Genomic DNA, 18,391 nt, shown 5'->3' on the forward strand with positions numbered 1-18,391 from the left:
CGCAAGCCGCCGAACCCACAACTCCGGCCCGGGGAGGCCCCGTTGACGATGGCTCAGTCCTCGGCCCGGACCCACTCCGGCACCGGCCCCCGAGCCGCCGTGTCCCCCGGTGTGACCCAGAAAGCCTGCCCCCGCGCGGCGTCGAAGTGGGCGCCGCTGCGGCCGTCGCCGGAAGAGCGGCCCGTGACGCGGCGCCCGATCCACGGCACCAGGTGCCGGCGGGCGAAGCGCAGGTCGGCCGTCCGGCTCGCGGCCCAGCCGGGGCGGACCGCGGGCGGCAGGGGCGAGCGCCAGTCGTCCTCGGCGTCCAGGCCCAGCGTCTGCCAGACCGCCTCGGCCACCCTGCGGTGCCCCTCCGCGGTCAGATGCAGCCGGTCCACGTCCCACAGCCGCTGATCGCCGAGGACCGGCGCGCCGTACAGGTCGACGACCAACGCGCCGTGCCGCCCGGCCAGTTCGTCGACGTACGAGAAGAGCTCTTCCATGCGGGGGCGGAAGCGGTCGAGGACCGGGCCGTTGCGGCCCGGGCTGCGCATCAGGACCAGGTGCTTGCAGGCGGGGGCGAGCTGTTCGACCGCCTCCGTGAGGAGTCCGCGTACCCGGCCCATGTCGCACTTGGGGCGCAGGGTGTCGTTGAGGCCGCCGACCAGGGTGATGACGTCCGGGCGCAGCGCGGCCGCCGCGGCCACCTGCTCCTCGACGATCTGCCCGATGAGCTTGCCGCGCACGGCCAGGTTCGCGTACCGGAAGCCGGGGGTGCGGGCCGCGAGGCGGGCGGCGAGCACATCGGCCCAGCCGCGGTAGGAGCCGTCGGGAAGCCGGTCGGACATGCCCTCCGTGAAGGAGTCCCCGATCGCGGCAAAGCTGGTGTATGAGGCATTCATCTCCATGGCGGAGCGATCGTACCGCGCGGTAGCCACGGCGGTCCGGGGGCATCGAATGCCTCGTGGGGACCGTGATCACAAGGAGGCCGACCAGGCCCTTTCGGCGGGGCCCGTTCCGCGGTATGCCAGGAACACATCAACTTTTATGGAACCCGGCCGGAACCGGCCGTCGAGAGAGCGAGCGTCGATGTTGTTCACCGCGGCCTTCTGGAAGGCCACCGCCGAGCGTGCCATCCGCACCTTCGCCCAGGCGCTCGCCGCCGTCCTGACGGCCGGCGCGACCAACCTCCTCGACGTCCACTGGACCGCGGCTTTCGCGACCGCGGGCATGGCCGCGGTGCTCGCCGTCCTGATGGCCGTCGGCTCCTCGCAGCTGGGGCAGCCGGGCCCGGGTCTCACCGAGACCACGAGCCCGGCCGCTCCCGCCAAACCCGCCGCGTGAGCGGCTCGGCAGCCGAACAACCAAGCAGCCGTCAGGGCTAGGCCGCGGCCGCCGGCGGGCCCACGAGCTCCCGCAGCACGTCCTCCATGGTGACCAGGCCCGCCAGCTTGCCCTCCTCGCCCAGGACCGCCGCCAGATGCGTACGGCTGCGCCGCATCGCGGTCAGGACGTCGTCGAGCGGGGTCGCGGCGCGCACCCGGGCGATCGGGCGCAGCGCTGCGACGGGGAAGGCCACCTCGCGCGGCGCCGCGTCCAGGGCGTCCTTGACGTGCAGATAGCCCAGGATCCGGCTGTCCTCGTCGACGACCGGGAAGCGCGAGAAACCGGAGCTCGCGGCGAGCCGCTCCAGCTCCTCCGGGGTGGTGCCGACCTCGGCCCGTACCACCTTGTCCAGCGGCACGACCACGTCCTGAACGGGCCGTCGTCCCAGCTCAAGGGCGTCGTGCAGGCGCTCGGCCGCCCGGTCGTCGAGGAGCCCGGCATCGCCCGCGTCGGTCACCAGGCGGGCCAGTTCGTCGTCCGAGAAGGTCGCCGTGACATGGCCCTTGGCGTCCACCCTGAGCAGTTTCAGGAGGGTGTTGGCGAAGGCGTTGATCGCGAAGATCGCCGGGCGCAGCGCCCGCGCCAGAGTCACCAGCGGCGGGCCGAGGAGCAGCGCGGTGCGCGCGGGCTCGGCCAGTGCGATGTTCTTCGGCACCATCTCGCCCAGCAGCATGTGCAGATAGGTGGCGACCGCGAGGGCGAGCACGAACGACACGGGATGGATGAGGCCGGTCGGCACGCCCACCGCGTCGAAGACCGGCTCGACCATGTGCGCGATGGCGGGTTCGGCGACCACACCGAGCACCAGGGTGCACAGCGTGATGCCGAGCTGCGCCGCGGCCATCAGGGCCGAGACGTGTTCCAGGCCCCAGATGACGCTGCGGGCGCGGCGGTTGCCGTCCTCGGCGAGCGGTTCGATCTGGCTGCGGCGCACCGAGATCAGGGCGAACTCGGCGCCGACGAAGAAGGCGTTGACGACCAGGGTCGCCAGGCCGATCAGAATCTGGATCGCGATGATCACCGGCCGGCCTCCTCGTTGTCGTCCTCGGGGTTCAGGGGTGCGTGCAGCAGGACGCGGGCCGCGCGCCGGCCGGACGCGTCGACGACGTCCATGCGCCAGCCGGCCAGGTCCACGCGGTCGCCGACCGTCGGAATCCGGCCGAGTTCGGTCGCGACCAGTCCGGCGAGGGTCTCGTACGGTCCGTCCGGCACGCGCAGGCCGATCGCGGCGAGCTGGTCGTCGCGGGCGGCGCCGTCGGCGGAGTACAGGGTGCGGCCGTCGGCGTCCTGTCCGGCGGGGGCGAGGTCGGGGGTCTCGTGCGGATCGTGCTCGTCGCGCACTTCGCCGACGACCTCCTCCACGATGTCCTCCAGGGTGACGACGCCCGCGGTGCCGCCGTACTCGTCGATGACGACGGCCATGGTGCGCCTGCCGTACAGCTGGTCGAGGAGCCGGTCCACGGTGAGCGTCTCGGGGACGAGCAGCGGCTCGCGCAGCAGCGACGTGACCGGATACAGGCGCCTGCGTTCGGCCGGCACCGCGAGGACGTCCTTGATGTGGGCGATGCCCACGACCGAGTCGAGGCTGCCCCGGTACACGGGGAAGCGGGACAGGCCCGTGGCGCGGGTCGCGTTCGCGACGTCCTCGGCGGTGGCCTGGATGTCGAGCGCGGTGACCTGCACGCGGGGCGTCATCACGTTCTCCGCGTTGAGCTCGGCGAGGCTGAGGGTCCGCACGAACAGCTCGGCGGTGTCCGCCTCCAGGGCGCCCTCCTTGGCCGAGTGCCGGGCGAGGGCGACCAGCTCCTGCGGGCTGCGCGCGGAGGCCAGCTCCTCGGCGGGCTCCAGGCCGAAGCGGCGCACCAGGTGGTTGGCCGAGGTGTTGAGGTGGCTGATCAGCGGGCGGAAGGCCGCGCTGAACGCGCGCTGCGGGGCCGAGACGACCTTCGCGACGGCGAGCGGCGAGGAGATCGCCCAGTTCTTGGGGACCAGCTCGCCGACGACCATCAGGAACACGGTGGAGAGCACCATGCCGAGCACCAGGGCCACCGAGCTCGCGGTCGTCGCGGACAGGCCGAGCGCTTCGAGCGGGCCGGTCAGGAGCTTGGCGATCGACGGCTTGGCGATCATGCCGATGACGAGGCCGGTGACGGTGATGCCGAGCTGGGCGCCGGACAGCTGGAAGGTGAGGCTCCGTACGGCCTTCAGCGCGCTGGAGGCACCTCGTTCGCCGCGCTCGACGGCCCGCTCCAGATCGCTGCGCTCGGCGGTGGTGAGGGAGAACTCGGCCGCGACGAAGACCGCGCAGACCAGCGAGAGCAGTACGGCCGCCAGGAGGAGGAGCACTTCGGTCATCGGGTCACCTCCGTCCCATGATCGGCCAGGGGGAGGCGGTGCGCGCGGTGTCGCGCGGCGGTGCTGGTACTGGGAGGCTCGCCCATGGGCGGACGCTCACACCTTTCAGTCGATGGGTAGAGGTTCACCCATGGTAAAGCATTGGCAAAGAGGAGCGGGCCCAGCCGCTCAGACCCCGCTCAGCCCAGCGGCTTCACCCAGCGGCGCCACTGCTCCTCGGGCCCGTAGCCGGCGGCCTGCCAGGCGTGCTGCGCGAGCTCGTTGCGGACGAGCACCATGGCGTCCGCGCGACGCCCGCCGAGCGCGACGAACCGGTCCTCGGCCGCGGCGAGCAGCGCCCCGCCGATGCCCCTGCGGCGGTGGTCCGGGTGGACGGCGAGGCGGTAGAGATGGCAGCGCCAGCCGTCGAAGCCCGCGATCACCGTGCCGACCAGATCGCCGTCGGACTCCGCCAGGATCAGCGTCTCGGGGTCGCGGGCCACGAGGCGTTCGACGCCCTCGCGGTCGTCGCTGATGCTGGTGCCCTCGGCGGCCGTCTTCCAGAAGGCGAGGACCGCGTCCAGGTCCTCGGGCCCGGCGGCCCGGATGCGCAAGTCGTTCATGGAGTTCATCCCACCACCGGGCCGCGACCCGCGGCGAACCGTTTTGCCATACGGACGCCGATCGACAGGGACCCCGATCGACGCGGGTCGATCGATGTGGACGCCGATCGATACGGACCCCGATCGACGCGGGCGTCCGCTCACTCGCCCCGCAGCTCCTCGATCACCGCCCCGAACTCCTCCATGTACGCGTCGAGGACCGTGAGGTAGGAGAAGCCGTAGCGCTCGCGCTGGGCGCGCAGCTGGTCGGCCATCTGCGGCACCGTGCCGATGAGCAGCATCGGCAGGTCGAGCATCTCGTTCTCGGTCAGATAGGGAAGGCGGTGCAGGGCTTCGCGCACCGAGGCCCGCCGGTCCCGGGTGACGTTCACCCACTGGATCAGCAGGTTGAGTTCGGCCGGAGTCTCGCGCCCGGCCGCGAACCTCCGGTAGGTGGCGACCCGTTCCGCCAGGTCGTCGGCGTTCATGACGGTGAGCGTCCCGTCGACGGGCGAGGTCCGCGCCCCGGTGAACGCGGCGATGTCCGCGTGCTCGGCGGTCAGCCGCAGCATCCGGTCGCCCTTCGCGCCGATGAGCAGCGGAGGCCGGGGCCGCTGCACGAGCTGCCCGGCGTGTGCCTCGTCGCCCAGCAAGCGCTCCAACTCACGTACCGTGCGGGCGAGATGGTCGACCCGGCCGCCCGGCGTGCGCCACGCGACCCCGGCCCGCTCGTGCTCCTCGCGTACGTATCCGGTGCCGAGCCCGACCTCCAGGCGCCCGTCGGTCAGCGCGTCCACCGTGGCGATCTCGCGGGCAAGCAGCGCCGGCGTCCAGAACGCGGCGTTGAGCACGAAGGGCCCGACCCGGGGCCGCTCGGTGGCGTACGCGGCGGCCACCACGGAGGGGAACGGCGCGGGCATGCCGAGATGGTCGGCCACCTGGATCACGTCGTAGCCGAGCTCCTCGGCCCGGCGGCAGCGCTTGCGCCACTCCCCGCCCACCGCCGGGGTCACCATGTTCACAGCGAAACGGAACGGACGGATCATCAACTCTCCTCCATGGACGGGGAGTCACTCGTGAGCGATGGCGGCGAGCACGTTCATCCGCGAGGCCCGCAGGGCGGGCAGCAGCGCCGCCACCAGGCCGACGGCCGCCGAGCCCACCGCGACCGCGACGATCGTCGACCACGGCACCGCGAACGCGGTGAGGCCCTGGAGCGCGAGCACCTGCTGCACCGCCACCCCCCACACCATGCCCAGGACGAGCCCGAGCAGTGCGCCGAAGACGGCGATCACGACGGATTCCAGCCGGATCATCCGCCTCAGCTGCACCCGCGAGAGCCCGATCGCCCGCAGCAGCCCGATCTCCCTGGTCCGCTCGACCACCGACAGGGCAAGGGTGTTGACCACCCCGAGCACCGCGATCACGATCGCCAGGCCGAGCAGCGCGTACACCAGGTAGAGCAGCACCGCGATCTGGTCGTGCACCAGTTTCTTGTAGTCGCTCTGGTCCCGTACCTGGACCTGCGGATACGAGTTCAGCGCGGTCTTCAGCGCGGCGCGCAGCCGGTCGGCGGACGTGCCGCTCGCCGCGTTCACATACACGGCGGCGTCCTGGCCGCCGGGCACATACCGCTCAAGCGTGGACAGGCCCATGAAGAGGGCGCCCTCGGTCGCGAACCCGCCGCTGCCCCCGTTCATGTCGGTCAGAGCCGCGACGTTCAGGCGCGCCTGCTGCCCGGAGGAGAACAGCACGGGCAGCGAGTCGCCGATCCGCACGCCGTGGTCCTGGGCGTACGTCTTGTCCATCGCGAGGCCGTCGGCGGCGAGCGCCTGTGCGGTGCCGCCGCCCGCGTACGTCAGATGGGCCACGTCGTCGAGCCGCTGGTCGTAGCCGGACGCCGTCGTGTCGGCCTTCTTGCCGTCCGGCAGGGTGACCCGCACGGGCGCGAACCGCTGGCGCACCACCGTGCCCACGCCCTGCGTCGCCCGGATCCGTTCGGTGATCTCCTGCGGGAACGGCTGGAAATTGGCGTTCTGGACGACGAAGTCCGCGCCGAGGACCCGGTCGATCTGCTGGTCGAAGGACTTGGACATCGAGGTGCTGGCGACCGAGAGCCCGGTGACCAGGGCGATGCCGACCATGAGGGCGGACGCGGTCGCTCCGGTACGCCGCGGGTTGCGCAGGGCGTTGCGCTGGCTCATCCGGCCCACCGGGCCGAACACCGTGGGGAACGCCCCGCCGAGCACCCGGATCACCGGCCGCACCAGAAGCGGACCCGCGACGACGGTCGCGATCAGCGTGAGCACCAGGCCAAGTCCCAGCAGCGACGAGGCGGTCGAGGCCTTGTCGGCGGCCGCGCAGCCCGCCAGGGCCGCCGCTCCGGCGGCGCCGAGCAGCGCACCCACCACGGCCCGTACCCGCAACGGCCGTCCGGCACCCGCCACTTCGGCATCGACGAGCGCGGCCATGGGGGAGACCTTGGCCGCCCGGCGGGCCGGCAGATAGGCGGCCACGAACGTCACGCCGACACCCACCGCGTAAGCGGACACGGGCGTCGGCCAGTTGAACACCATCTCGGCGGCGCTCAGGTTCATCCCGAACAGGCTCATCAGCGCGATGAGCCCCACGGCCAGCCCGACGCCCGCGGCGAGACCCAGCGTCGAACCGACCAGTCCGAGAAGCAGCGCCTCCAGAAGGACAGAACGGCGCACCTGCCCGCGGTCCGCGCCCAGCGCCCTCAACAGGCCCAGTTCACGGGTGCGTTGGGCGATCAGCATCGAGAAGGTGTTGACGATCAGGAAGATCCCGACGAGCACCGCGATGCCCGCGAACCCCAGCATCAGATACTTGATGACATCGAGGAACCCGCCGAGCCGCGCGGCGTCCGACGTCGCCTGCTCGGCCGCCGTCTTCAGCTCGTACCGTCCGCCGAGCCGGTCCGCGATGCGCTGCTTCAGCACGTCGTCACTGACGCCCGGGGCCGCGTCGACCGAGATGCCGGTCGCCGCGTCCGCGCTGCCGAGCAGCCGGGACTGGGCGGTCGGGGTGTCCAGGAAGACCAGGGCCGCGCCCGGGTTGGTGGTGGTGAACGTGGCGATCCCGACCACGCCCACCTTGAACGAACCGGGCCCGGCGAGCACGGTGAGGGTGTCGCCGATCCGCACCTTCTTCTTGTCCGCGGTGTCCTTGTCGAGCAGCGCCTCATGGGGCCCGCGCGGTTCGTGACCACTCGTCAGTTTCACCGGACTGCGCCGGGTGACATACCAGTTGGTGGCGATCGTGGGTCCGCCGGTGGTCGGCCCCACGGCCTTGTCGTGGGCGTCGATGACGGTGATGCCGGAGACGGCCGCGTCGATGCGGGCCGCCGCGACGCCGTCGACGTGGGCGAGCTGGGCGGCGAGCGAGGCCGGCACGGTGGGTGTCTCGCCGGACGGCAGCGCGGTGTCGATCTGCTTCTTCGGCGACACGGTCACATCGGCCGACGTCGAGGCGAAGAGCCGGTCGAAGGTGCGCGCCACGGTGTCCGAGAAGATCAGCGAACCGGCCACGAACGCCACCGAGAGCACCACCGCGAGAGCGGACAGGAGGAGCCGTCCCTTGTGCGCGAGGAAACCGCGCAGGGTCGCCTTCAGCACGGCCGGTCAGCTCTTCCGCAGCATGTCGTCCGGGGCGCCGCCGGGATTCGCCCGGGCACCCGAGAAGAGCCGCATCCGCTCCAGGACGGCCTCCGCGGTGGGCCGCTCCATCCGGTCCACGATCCGGCCGTCGCCCAGGAAGAGGACCAGATCGGCGTGGCCCGCGGCGCCCGGGTCGTGGGTCACCATCACCACGGTCTGCTCCAGGCTGTCCACCGCCTCCCGCAGGAACGCCAGGACCTCCGCGCCGGCCCGCGAGTCCAGGTTGCCGGTGGGCTCGTCCGTGAAGATCAGCTCGGGCCGGGACGCGAGCGCCCGCGCACACGCCACCCGCTGCTGCTGGCCCCCGGACAACTGCGCCGGGCGGTGCCCCAGCCGGTCGCGCAGGCCCAGCGTGTCGACGACCCGGTCCACCCACGCCCGGTCCGGGGTGCGGCCCGCGATGTCCATCGGCAGCGTGATGTTCTCGGCCGCCGTGAGCGTGGGCAGCAGGTTGAACGACTGGAACATGAAGCCGATCCGGTCCCGCCTGAGCCGGGTCAGCTCCCGGTCCCTGAGCCCGGTGATCTCGGTGTCCCCGAGCCACACCTGCCCCGCCGACACGGTGTCGAGCCCGGCCAGGCAGTGCATCAGCGTCGACTTCCCCGAACCCGAAGGACCCATCACCGCGGTGAAGGCGCCCCGCACGATGTCCACGTCGACCGAGTCCAGCGCGAGCACCGTGGTCTCGCCGCTGCCGTACGCCTTGGTGAGTGCGCGCGCCCGCGCGGCGACCGGCCCCGCGGGCTGCGTGCCGTACGCGTGTGCCGTTGCAGGTGTGGACAAGGCCGCCTCCCCGATTGTGGCGTCATGGCCGTTCCAACTCCCGTACCGCATAAGAGAGTAGAGGGCGGGGCCGAGCCGTCGCCATCCGTCGAGGGGCCCGGTATGGGGAGGCGGATGTAAGGGCCACGCGCCACGCTCGGACCCGGGCTCCTATTCGTCCGGGCCGAGCGCCGGGCGCCGCGCCACCCCGAGCACGCACGGCGAGGACGGGGATGCGACGCCCTTGGCGGGCACCCGCACATGGCGGTAGCCGGCGATCTCGAAGCCCGCCGCCTCGATCGCGCCCAGCGGATCGCGCGCCGTGTGGCAGCCGCCGAACAGCAGCGGCCACACCGTGCGGTCCAGGCCGCGCTGCACTGTCGCGAGCACCCGGCCGTCCGCCCGGCCGTGCTCGAAGAACCGCAGCTCGCCGCCCGGGCGCAGCACCCGGCGGATCTCACCGAGCGCCCTGGAGAGGTCCCGTACCGAACACAGCACCAGCGAGGCGACCGCCGCGTCGAAGGCCTCGCTCTTGACCGGAAGGGCTTCCGCCGCACCCGGCACCACATCCACCGGAACCTCCGCCCGGAGCGCCGAGCGGACCGCCGCCTGCCGCAGCGTGCGCTCCGGTTCGATGGCCACCACCTCGGAGACGGCCGCCGGATAGTGCGCGAAGTTGAGCCCGTTGCCCGCGCCGATCTCGATGACGCGCCCCGAGAGCCCGTCGAGCAGTTCATGGCGGTGCTCGGCGATCCCGGCTCTGAGGTCGACCGCCTCGCTGTAGCGCGCGTAGAAGCGGGCGAACACGGGGTGGTGCACGGCATCCGGGGCGATCTTGGTGCGCTGCGCCATGTCGGACCTCCTGAGCCTGCGGGCGGGCAGCCGTCGCGTTACCCGCATTGTCCCCGCGCCGCGCCCGCTCACCCGTCCGCGGACTCCACCAAGCAGAACTCGTTGCCCTCGGGGTCGCGCATCACCTGGAAGGTCCCCTGGGCGTCGGTCACGGTCGCACCCACGGGATGCGCCCCGCGCCGCACGGCCGCCGCCCGCGCCCGGCGCACGTCCTCGACCGCGAGGTCCAGGTGCAGCCGGTTCTTGCCCGCCTTCTCCTCCGGTACGCGCTGGAAGGCGAGCCTGGGCGCGCCCGGCGGATCGACGTACGACCACGAGGAGTCCCGCACCACCGGGCGCCCGCCGAGCAGCCCGGCCCAGAAGCGGGCGAGCCGCCCCGGGTCGGCGCAGTCCACGACGAGCTGCCCGAGGCGGGCCCGTAACACAGCCATCAGATACTCCAAACGCCGCCGAGCGCCGGGGCGAGCCAGCCGGCCGCTCGGGTACGGAAGTCGGCGGGCGCCAGCCGTCCGGCGCCCTCGGGCACGGTGCCGAGCAAGGGGGCCCCGGCCGCCTCGGGAAGGTCCGCGAGATTGCATCGCGAGGCCAGATCCGGCTCGGCCGGCCAGCTGCCCACGACGACCCCGGCGCATTCCAGATCCCGGGCCCGCAGGGCCTCGGCGGTCAGGGCCGTCGAGTTCAGTGTGCCCAGTCCGGCGGGCGTCACCACCAGGACGGGGGCACCGAGCAGCCGGGCCGCGTCCGCGAGCGTGCCGCCCTCGTCGTCGAAGCGGACCAGGAGCCCGCCCGCGCCCTCGACCAGGACGAGATCGTGCTCGGTGGCCAGTTTCGCCGCGGCCTCGGCCACCTCCTCGGGACCCACCGGCGTCATCCCGGCCCGGCGGGCCGAGGCGTTCGGCGCCAACGGCTCGGGGAACCGGGCCAGTTCGACCCCGGTCACCGCCTCGCCGGCGAGCCGCCGCACCTCGAAGACGTCACCGGGCTCGCCCGGCGCGACCCCCGTCTGGGCCGGTTTGAGCACGGCCACCGAACGGCCGGCGGCGAGCGCCACCGCGGCGAGGGCCGCCGTGGTGATCGTCTTGCCGATCTCGGTGCCCGTACCGCTCACGACCAGAATCGCCATCTCAGCCCTCCCGCGCAGCCGCGCACACCGCACGGCAGATGCGCGCCAGATCGTCGTCGCCCGTCACATAGGGCGGCATCGTGTAGATCAGATCCCGGAACGGCCGCAACCACACGCCCTCGCGCACGGCCGCCGCGGTCGCCGCCTTCATGTCCACGTCGTGGTCCAGCTGGACCACGCCGATGGCGCCGAGCACCCGGACGTCCCGTACGCCCTCGATCGAGCGGGCCGGCCCAAGGCCGTCGAGCAGGCCGCTCTCGATGCGCTTGATCTCGCGCTGCCAGTCCTGGCCGAGCAGCAGATCGATCGAGGCGAGGGCCACCGAGGCGGCCAGCGGATTACCCATGAACGTCGGGCCGTGGGCGAGCACCGGGACCTCGCCCGAGGAGATGCCCTCGGCGACCCGGCTCGTGCAGAGCGTCGCCGCCATCGACAGATAGCCGCCGGTCAGCGCCTTGCCGACACACATGACGTCCGGCGAGAGCGCCGCGTGGTCGGCCGCGAACAGCGCGCCGGTGCGGCCGAAGCCGGAGGCGATCTCGTCGAAGACGAGCAGCACACCGTGCTTGTCGCAGGCCTCGCGCAGCACCCGCAGATACTCCGGCGCGTGGAAGCGCATCCCGCCCGCACCCTGCACCACCGGCTCCACGATCACCGCGGCCAGCTCGTCGGCGTGCCGCGCGATCGCCTCGCGCAGCTCATGCGCGTACGACTCCTCGAACTCCGCGGGCGGAGCGCCGACGAAGACCTGGCGGGGCAGCGCGCCCTGCCACAGCTCGTGCATCCCGCCCTCGGGGTCGCACACCGACATCGGCTGCCAGGTGTCGCCGTGGTAGCCGCCGCGCCAGGTGAGCAGGCGCTGCTTGCGCGGCTGCCCGACCGAGCGCCAGTACTGCAGGCACATCTTCACGGCGACCTCGACCGCGACCGAACCGGAGTCGCTGAGGAAGACGTGCTGGAGCGGCCCGGGCGTGATCTCGACGAGCCGGGCGGCGAGCCGGACGGCGGGCTCATGGGTGAGCCCGCCGAACATGACGTGACTCATCCGGTCGAGCTGGCCGCGCGCCGCCTCGTTGAGCACCGGGTGGTTGTAGCCGTGCACGGCCGACCACCACGACGACATCCCGTCGATCAACTCGCGCTGCCCGTGAGCCGGTTCGGCCAGCCGCAGCCGTACGCCCGACGCCGACTCGACCAGGAGCTGCTCCTGCCGATGGGGCATCGGCCCGTACGGATGCCAGACGTGCCGGCGGTCCAGATCGAGCAGATCGGTGGGGGAGTACTCAGGCATTGGGCGCGAGATCCGTCCCCGCCCCGCGGCGGCGCACGGCCACCAGATCGGTGCGCGCCTGGTCCGCGGGCGCCTGCTCGGGTTCCGCGGCGGCGGCGTGGCCGCCGCAGGGCCCGCAGCCGCCGCCCTCGTGGGAGCCGCAGCCGCTCTCCTCGTGCGAACCGCAGGCGCTCGCGCCCGAACCGCAGCCCGCCGCGGCGACCGCGTCCGCGCGGTGCCGGGGGAGGGTCGTGGTACCCGCGCCCTCCACCTCGAACCCGGCGTCCGCGATCATGTCGAGGTCGGCCTGTCCGGCCTGGCCCTCGCTGGTCAGGTAGTCGCCCAGGAAGATCGAGTTGACCAGGTGGAGGGCGAGCGGCTGCATCGAGCGCAGATGCACCTCACGGCCGCCGGCGAGCCGCACCTCGACGTCCGGGCACACGAACCGGGTCATGGCCAGGATGCGCAGGCAGCGCTGCGGGGTGAGGTTCCACTCCTTGGCGAGCGGGGTGCCCTCGAACGGAATGAGGAAGTTGACCGGCACCGAGTCCGGGTCCAGCTCGCGCAGCGCGAAGACCACGTCCACCAGGTCCTCGTCGGACTCGCCCATGCCCGCGATCAGACCCGAGCAGGCCGAGAGTCCCGCGTCGTGCGCCTTGGTCACGGTGTCCACGCGGTCCTGATAGGTGTGCGTGGTCGTAATGTCCCCGTACGTCCCCTCGGACGTGTTCAGGTTGTGGTTGTACGCGTCGGCCCCGGCGGCGCGCAGCCGCTCGGCCTGGCCGTCCGAGAGGAGGCCGAGGCAGGCGCAGACCTCGATGCCCTCATTCTGTTCCTTGATCGTCTCGATCGTCTCGGAGACCCGGGCGATGTCGCGGTCCGTGGGGCCGCGGCCGCTGGCCACCAGGCAGACCCGCTTCGCGCCGCCCGCGACGCCCGCGGCCGCGGCCTTGGACGCCTCGTCGGGCTTGAGCCACGTGTACTTCAGGATGTCGGCCTTGGAGCCGAGCCGCTGGGAGCAGTACGAACAGTCCTCGGGGCACAGGCCCGACTTCAGGTTGACCAGATAGTTCAGCTTCACCCGGCGTCCGAACCACTGGCGGCGCACCTTGCCGGCCGCGGCCACCACATCGAGCAGTTCGTCGTCGGAGGTCGCCAGTACGGCGAGTGCCTCTTCGCGGGTCGGCAGTTCGCGCCGCAACCCCTTGTCCACCAGCGTGTTCAGCAGGTCCATGGCGCCGATCTTCGCGCACGGCACCGCCTGCGGCCAAGGTAGGGATCCCACAACACGGCCCGTTTGAGGTGTGTGTATCGCCACACCCTGACCTGGCATGGCACCGGCTAGGGTCTGTCGGCAGCCTACAAAAAGGGACTCCACCATGCCGCGAGCGCCGTTCGACTGGATCGATGGAGAATCGGAGCGCCGCGAGCGCGCCGGTCTGGTCCGCACCCTGCGGCCCCGGTCCGCCGACCAGGACCTCCTGGACCTGGCGAGCAACGACTACCTGGGGCTCACCCGGCATCCCGCGGTCACGGCGGGCGCCGCCGGGGCCGCCCACCGCTGGGGCGCGGGGGCCACCGGCTCCCGCCTGGTCACCGGGACGACCGCGCTGCACACGGAGCTGGAGCGCGAGCTCGCCGCGTTCTGCGGCTTCGAGTCGGCCCTGGTCTTCTCCTCCGGGTACGCGGCGAACCTCGCGGCGCTCACCGCGCTCGGCCCGCACGGCTCGCTGATCGTCTCCGACGCGGGCAACCACGCCTCCATCGTCGACGGCTGCCGGCTCGCCCGCGCTCGTACCGAGGTCGTGCCGCACGCCGAACCGGAGGCCGTCCGCAAGGCCCTGGACGCGCACGGCGGGCCCGGTCTCGTCGTGTCCGACTCGGTGTTCTCGGTGGACGGCGACGCCGCGCCGCTGGATCAACTCGCCGCCGGATGCCGGGAGTTCGGGGCCGCCCTGGTCGTGGACGACGCGCACGGGCTCGGAGTGCTCGGCGAGGGCGGGCGCGGCGCGCTGCACGCGGCCGGGCTCGCGGGCGCGGACGACGTGGTCGCCACGGTCACCCTGTCCAAGTCGCTCGGCAGCCAGGGCGGCGCGGTCCTCGGCCCGGCCCGGGTCGTCCGCCATCTGGTGAACGCGGCCCGCACCTTCATCTTCGACACCGGGCTCGCCCCCGCGGCGGCCGGCGGGGCGCTCGCTGCCCTGCAACTGCTGCGTACGCAACCGGAGTTGGCGGGCCGGGCGCGCGCCGTCGCCGCCGAGCTGCACGGCCGGCTCACCGCGGCCGGACATCTGGCGGTGCGGCCCGACGCCGCGGTCGTCTCGGTGCGGGCACCCTCGCCGGAGGCGGCGGTTGCCTGGGCCGCCGACTGCCGTGACGCCGGGCTCGTGGTCGGCTGCTTCCGGCCTCCGTCGGTGCCGGACGGCATTTCACGGATCCGGCTGACCGCACGGGCGGACCTGACGGAGCGCCAGATCGACAAGGCGGTGGGCACGATCCTGAAGACCGCGCCCACCGCTTGACGAGCCGTCAATTCGCTGCGATGAAGGTGGAGATGAAGCGCTGCCAGGCGGGGGCGCCGAAGAGCAGCGCGGGCCCGTCGATCCGTTGGGAGTCGCGCACGGCAAGCAGCTCGCCATTGAGCCGCGCCGTCTCGACACAGTTGTTCATGCCCACGCTGCGGCTGCTGCGCCGCCACGTGGCACTCGTGAGGGAAGTGCTGGAAGGAACGTGCGCAGGGTGTGCGGACATCATGCCTCCCCACTCGCCACGAACTAGCCCGGTCCTTCCCGGGCTGTCCGGGCGATGAGATCCAACGAGTCCTCGGAGGAAAGCGCGAGTGCCTGAACGGTCAGGAACGCGGCACTGTACGCCTCAAGGTCTTCTCTCCGTTCGAGGTAGAGGCTACTCGTCAAATGGTCGATAACAACCACATCCAGATCCGAAATGGCCGGAAATGAAAAGATAATGAAAGGGCCCGTGAGGCCGACATAGCCGCCGTAATGGAAAGGGATGACCTGTAACCGCACGTGCGGCAGTGCGGCGAGCTCCAGCAAATGCCGTAACTGCTCCCGCATGGCCGCCGGGCCGCCCACTCCGCGGCGCAATACCGCCTCGTCGAGCACCGCGCTGAGCACCAGCGGCGGATCGCCGCGCAGCACCTCCTGACGAGCGATCCGCACCTCCACGAGGGAATCCACCTTGTCCGGCGGCAGCCCGCCGAGCGCGGCCCGCGTGACCGCCCGGGCGTACGCCGGCGTCTGCAAAAGGCCCGGCACCACCGACGTCTCCAGGGTGCGCGCCGTGCGCGCCTGCGACTCCAGGCTGATGAAGTCGCGGTACTGCGTCGGCAGCAGACCCCGGTACGCATGCGCCCAGTCCACCCCGACGCCGCCCGCCGAATCGGCCAACGCTTCCAAAAGCGCGCGAAGTCGGGGGTCGCGTACCCCGTATGCTTCGAGCAGCCGGGCCACGTCCGCGGGCTTCACGCCACTGCGGCCGGTTTCGATCCGGCTCACCTTCGACTGGTGCCAGCCGACCAGACTTGCCGCCTCCCCGCTCGTGAGCCCCGTTCGGTCGCGCAGCTTGCGCAACTCCTCGCCGAGCTTGCGTCTGCGCACCGCCGGCCCGTGCCCCATAGCCGCCTCCTTCGTCTCCGGCGATGGGTAAGTGTGAGCCCAAATACGGTCTACCGTCGGAGAGTTCACTGCTTTGAGCGACAGATATATGCATATCTTGGTGGATCGCACCCGAGACCGGCACGATGAGTGGCACTCTGGCGCGAAGCACAATCCGAGGCCGATGTCGTCTTCGCGAGCGCTCAACCGCTACGAGTCCTCAAGCCGGCCCGGGTGGGAAAGGGACAGCGTCGCCATGGCAGACCACCTCGAAGCAACCGTCACCCTGCCGAGCGATCCCGCCTCGGTCTCCGCGGCGCGGCGGTATGTCGCCGGGGTCCTCACCGATTGGGGTCTGCCTTCCGACGCCGAGGCCGCCGACACGGTCCGTCTCATCGTCTCCGAGCTCGCCACGAACGCCGTGCAGCACACCTTCGGCCAGTCGCCCACCTTCACCGTGGACGTCCAGCTGGAGCACGAGGAGGAGCTGCGGATCGGGGTCACCGACAGCCACCCGCGCTGGCCGAAACGATTGCCCGCCGCCGTCCAGCAGGACAACGGCCGCGGCATGGTGATCATCCGCTGGCTCGCGGCCGAGTGCGGCGGGCGCCTCTCGGTCGCACCCACCGCGGACGGCGGCAAGACGGTCTGGATCGCCCTGCCGTGGACCGCGCCGGTCCAGAGCGGTTAGGGACGCGCCGAGGGCGTACGAGGGCGCCCCGGTACGCGGGACACGCACCGGGACGCCCGGTCCGACGGAGTGTCAGCCCACGCGCCCGTACCAGACGCTGTGGCTCCAGATCCGCTCCAGGCGCACCACCGTGCCGGCTTTGGGAGAGTGCCAGATCTTGCCGTTCCCGGCGTAGATCCCCACGTGGTAGACGCGGCCTCCCGAGTGGAAGAACACCAGGTCCCCGGCCTTGCGGGCGGAGCCGGAGATGTGCCGGGCGTGGTTGTACTGCTGCTGGGCGGTGCGCGGCAGCTTGTGGCCCGCCTGCTTGAACGAGTACAGCGTGAGCCCCGAGCAGTCGAACCGGTGCGGGCCCGTGGCGCCGAACTGGTAGGGCGAACCCTTCTTCGACGCGGCCACGTGGAGCGCCTTGGTGGCCACGGCGGCGGCGTATGCCTCGTGCGTGGCGCCCGGCGCCAGTGTCGTCGCGCCCGTCACGGCGAGGGTGAGGGCACAGACGGTGCCGAGGCGGACCGCCAGGGACGAGACGTGTGTATGCGCGGTCATGCGCAACCCTTCGTCAAACCGCCTGCGAAGGATGACCTGTCGGGTTCGGGCTGGCGAAGATGCCCGGCCGCGTCAGCGGCTTCACCCCGAGGGACGGCCGGGGTCCGGCCCTCCCGAAGTACTCGGGTCCTCCACTCCTGCCGGTCCACTCCTGTCGACCAGTCGTCCGGAACGGCGGCAGGACTCGGCGTCCGCCCGGACCGCCCCGCCGCGGCGGCGGGGGCTTGTCGTCTCTGGGATCTTCACGCACCGACACGCGGATTTCGGGCCCGAAACGGCTTTGTGTGAGGGTGCTCACGACTGCCCCGTTCGGGTGGACACGGCTCGTTCGGCACTCCTCCGAATGGGGCTGAGGAGCCTCGTACCAGCGCTGGAAGGATCGATTCAGCAGATTGTCCACAGCCATAAGCAGCTCATAAGGGCCGTCGAAAGTAGCCGCCGGTGAGCCGAACGGGGGTACCCCGTCTGGTGCGTTTCGTCGGCCTCATGAGCGCGTCGGGTATCCCTCGCGGTCCCGGGTGCACTCAACCCGTCGTCTGCGGAGGCACCAGGAGCCGTCCCGCGCGGCGCTCGCCGTCCAGGACCCGCAGCGCCCGCGTCAGTGTCTGGGCATGTACATGGGTCTCCCCGCGCTGGTGCATCAGCGTCAGGGCCTCCTTCAGCGCGGCCGCCCGGCCGACCAGCGCCTGGGCGGCCCTGAGGGCGGCGTACGTGTCATGACCCTGTGCCGGATTGATCCGGCCGAGCAGATCGACCACCGCGAGATAGGAGTCGATGAAGTCGCCCTCGGCGCGCGTCAGCGCGGGCAGCGGCGGGAGTTCCGGTGGCAGCACGGCGGGTTCACCTCCCGCGCAGCGACGTCTTGCGGCTTTCCAGGACGTGGTCGGCGAGCCCGTACGCCACCGCGCCCGCCGCGTCGAAGACCACGTCCCGCTCGATGTCGGCGGCCACCTGCTCGGTGCTCTTCCCGGTGTGCTGGGCGAGCAGCCGGGTCAGCAGCGCGCGGCCGCGCAGGATCTCCGCCGCCTGGATCTCCATGTCGGACGGCTGCCCCTGCAGTGGCTCCTCGATGGAGGGCTGCTGGAGGAGCACCCGGGCGCCGGGCTGCACCAGGCGCTTGCCGGGCGTGCCGGCCGCGAGCAGCACCGCGGCCACCGAACTCACCTGGCCCAGGCAGAACGTCTCCACATCGCAGGTGACGAACTGCATCGTGTCGTGGATCGCGGCCATGGCGGTGAGCGAGCCGCCGGGGGAGTTGATGTAGAGCGAGATGTCCCGGTCCGGATCGGCGTGTTCGAGGTGCATGAACTGCGCCATCACATCGTTGGCCGAAGCGTCGTCGACGGGGGTGCCGAGAAAGACGATCCTCTCCTCGAACAGCTTGGAGTACGGATCGAGCGTGCGGATGCCGGATGCGGTGCGCTCCTGGAACTCGGGCAGCACGTAGCGGGCGGCAGGGCGGTGGTTCATGACATACCTCTCCTCGACCGGAGTTCCGAAGGCCTCTGTAAAAAATGTACAGGACGTACAGACCGAGAGGGGGGTG

20 protein-coding genes are annotated in these 18,391 nt (G+C 71.9%); 3 read left to right on the forward strand and 17 right to left on the reverse strand.

Features of this window, described 5'->3' with window-relative positions; translation table 11 throughout:
- Positions 1-53: 53 nt before the first annotated feature.
- Positions 54-890 carry an SGNH/GDSL hydrolase family protein gene (locus ABD346_RS08315; protein ID WP_344373444.1) on the reverse strand — a complete coding sequence of 279 codons (837 nt, stop codon included), beginning with the start codon at positions 888-890 and terminating at the stop codon, positions 54-56.
- Positions 891-1,071: 181 nt separating this feature from the next.
- On the opposite strand from ABD346_RS08315, the gene ABD346_RS08320 reads away from it, so the two are divergent.
- On the forward strand, positions 1,072-1,326 hold the full coding sequence (locus tag ABD346_RS08320) for a holin (RefSeq protein ID WP_226598724.1): 255 nt from the start codon (positions 1,072-1,074) through the stop codon (positions 1,324-1,326).
- Between the two features lie 37 nt (positions 1,327-1,363).
- Here the strand turns inward: ABD346_RS08320 and ABD346_RS08325 are convergent, their stop codons facing one another.
- From ABD346_RS08325 to bioB, 11 genes are all read right to left on the reverse strand, one after another.
- A complete protein-coding gene (locus tag ABD346_RS08325) occupies positions 1,364-2,386 on the reverse strand; it encodes a hemolysin family protein (RefSeq protein WP_344374432.1) in 1,023 nt (340 codons plus the stop codon).
- The gene (locus tag ABD346_RS08330; protein WP_344373447.1) at positions 2,386-3,723 is read right to left on the reverse strand and encodes a hemolysin family protein; all 1,338 of its coding nucleotides are present in this window, start codon (positions 3,721-3,723) and stop codon (positions 2,386-2,388) included. The genes ABD346_RS08325 and ABD346_RS08330 overlap by 1 nt, the downstream gene beginning before the upstream one ends.
- A gap of 179 nt (positions 3,724-3,902) precedes the next feature.
- Positions 3,903-4,469 (reverse strand): GNAT family N-acetyltransferase, encoded by a 567-nt coding sequence (locus ABD346_RS08335; RefSeq protein WP_344373449.1) that lies wholly within the window; start codon positions 4,467-4,469, stop codon positions 3,903-3,905.
- Positions 4,466-5,350: an LLM class F420-dependent oxidoreductase gene (locus ABD346_RS08340; RefSeq protein WP_344373451.1), complete on the reverse strand. Its 885-nt coding sequence runs from the start codon at positions 5,348-5,350 to the stop codon at positions 4,466-4,468. The genes ABD346_RS08335 and ABD346_RS08340 overlap by 4 nt, the downstream gene beginning before the upstream one ends.
- Before the next feature lie 24 nt (positions 5,351-5,374).
- A complete protein-coding gene (locus tag ABD346_RS08345; RefSeq protein WP_344373452.1) occupies positions 5,375-7,942 on the reverse strand; it encodes an FtsX-like permease family protein in 2,568 nt (855 codons plus the stop codon).
- Between the two features lie 6 nt (positions 7,943-7,948).
- Complete coding sequence (locus ABD346_RS08350) at positions 7,949-8,767, reverse strand: ABC transporter ATP-binding protein (RefSeq protein WP_344373453.1); 819 nt, start codon at positions 8,765-8,767, stop codon at positions 7,949-7,951.
- Between the two features lie 150 nt (positions 8,768-8,917).
- Complete coding sequence (locus ABD346_RS08355; protein ID WP_344373455.1) at positions 8,918-9,598, reverse strand: class I SAM-dependent methyltransferase; 681 nt, start codon at positions 9,596-9,598, stop codon at positions 8,918-8,920.
- A gap of 68 nt (positions 9,599-9,666) precedes the next feature.
- Complete coding sequence (locus tag ABD346_RS08360; RefSeq protein ID WP_344373456.1) at positions 9,667-10,029, reverse strand: VOC family protein; 363 nt, start codon at positions 10,027-10,029, stop codon at positions 9,667-9,669.
- On the reverse strand, positions 10,029-10,721 hold the full coding sequence (bioD, locus tag ABD346_RS08365; protein ID WP_344373458.1) for a dethiobiotin synthase: 693 nt from the start codon (positions 10,719-10,721) through the stop codon (positions 10,029-10,031). The genes ABD346_RS08360 and bioD overlap by 1 nt, the downstream gene beginning before the upstream one ends.
- Before the next feature lies 1 nt (position 10,722).
- Positions 10,723-12,012: an adenosylmethionine--8-amino-7-oxononanoate transaminase gene (locus ABD346_RS08370; protein ID WP_344373460.1), complete on the reverse strand. Its 1,290-nt coding sequence runs from the start codon at positions 12,010-12,012 to the stop codon at positions 10,723-10,725.
- Positions 12,005-13,225, reverse strand: coding sequence for a biotin synthase BioB (gene bioB / locus ABD346_RS08375; RefSeq protein WP_344373462.1), 1,221 nt, complete (start codon positions 13,223-13,225; stop codon positions 12,005-12,007). Before bioB ends, ABD346_RS08370 begins: the two co-directional genes overlap by 8 nt.
- Before the next feature lie 145 nt (positions 13,226-13,370).
- Between bioB and ABD346_RS08380 the strand changes: the two genes are divergently transcribed.
- The gene (locus ABD346_RS08380; protein WP_344373464.1) at positions 13,371-14,513 is read left to right on the forward strand and encodes an 8-amino-7-oxononanoate synthase; all 1,143 of its coding nucleotides are present in this window, start codon (positions 13,371-13,373) and stop codon (positions 14,511-14,513) included.
- Between the two features lie 7 nt (positions 14,514-14,520).
- Here the strand turns inward: ABD346_RS08380 and ABD346_RS08385 are convergent, their stop codons facing one another.
- Positions 14,521-14,745 carry a DUF397 domain-containing protein gene (locus ABD346_RS08385; RefSeq protein WP_381228342.1) on the reverse strand — a complete coding sequence of 75 codons (225 nt, stop codon included), beginning with the start codon at positions 14,743-14,745 and terminating at the stop codon, positions 14,521-14,523.
- A gap of 20 nt (positions 14,746-14,765) precedes the next feature.
- A complete protein-coding gene (locus ABD346_RS08390; protein WP_344373468.1) occupies positions 14,766-15,629 on the reverse strand; it encodes a helix-turn-helix domain-containing protein in 864 nt (287 codons plus the stop codon).
- Between the two features lie 235 nt (positions 15,630-15,864).
- Between ABD346_RS08390 and ABD346_RS08395 the strand changes: the two genes are divergently transcribed.
- Positions 15,865-16,299, forward strand: a complete 435-nt coding sequence (locus tag ABD346_RS08395) for an ATP-binding protein (RefSeq protein WP_344373470.1) — start codon at positions 15,865-15,867, stop codon at positions 16,297-16,299.
- A 72-nt stretch (positions 16,300-16,371) separates the two neighbouring features.
- On the opposite strand, the gene ABD346_RS08400 is transcribed toward ABD346_RS08395, so the two are convergent.
- The 3 genes from ABD346_RS08400 to ABD346_RS08410 form a co-directional block, all read right to left on the reverse strand.
- A complete protein-coding gene (locus ABD346_RS08400; RefSeq protein ID WP_344373471.1) occupies positions 16,372-16,845 on the reverse strand; it encodes a C40 family peptidase in 474 nt (157 codons plus the stop codon).
- A 524-nt stretch (positions 16,846-17,369) separates the two neighbouring features.
- Entirely contained in the window at positions 17,370-17,678 is a 309-nt protein-coding gene (locus tag ABD346_RS08405; protein ID WP_344373473.1) for a hypothetical protein, read from the reverse strand.
- Between the two features lie 7 nt (positions 17,679-17,685).
- Positions 17,686-18,315, reverse strand: a complete 630-nt coding sequence (locus ABD346_RS08410) for an ATP-dependent Clp protease proteolytic subunit (RefSeq protein ID WP_344373475.1) — start codon at positions 18,313-18,315, stop codon at positions 17,686-17,688.
- Positions 18,316-18,391: the final 76 nt, after the last annotated feature.

The organism is Streptomyces mauvecolor (assembly GCF_039532965.1).
Lineage (GTDB): Bacteria > Actinomycetota > Actinomycetes > Streptomycetales > Streptomycetaceae > Streptomyces > Streptomyces violascens.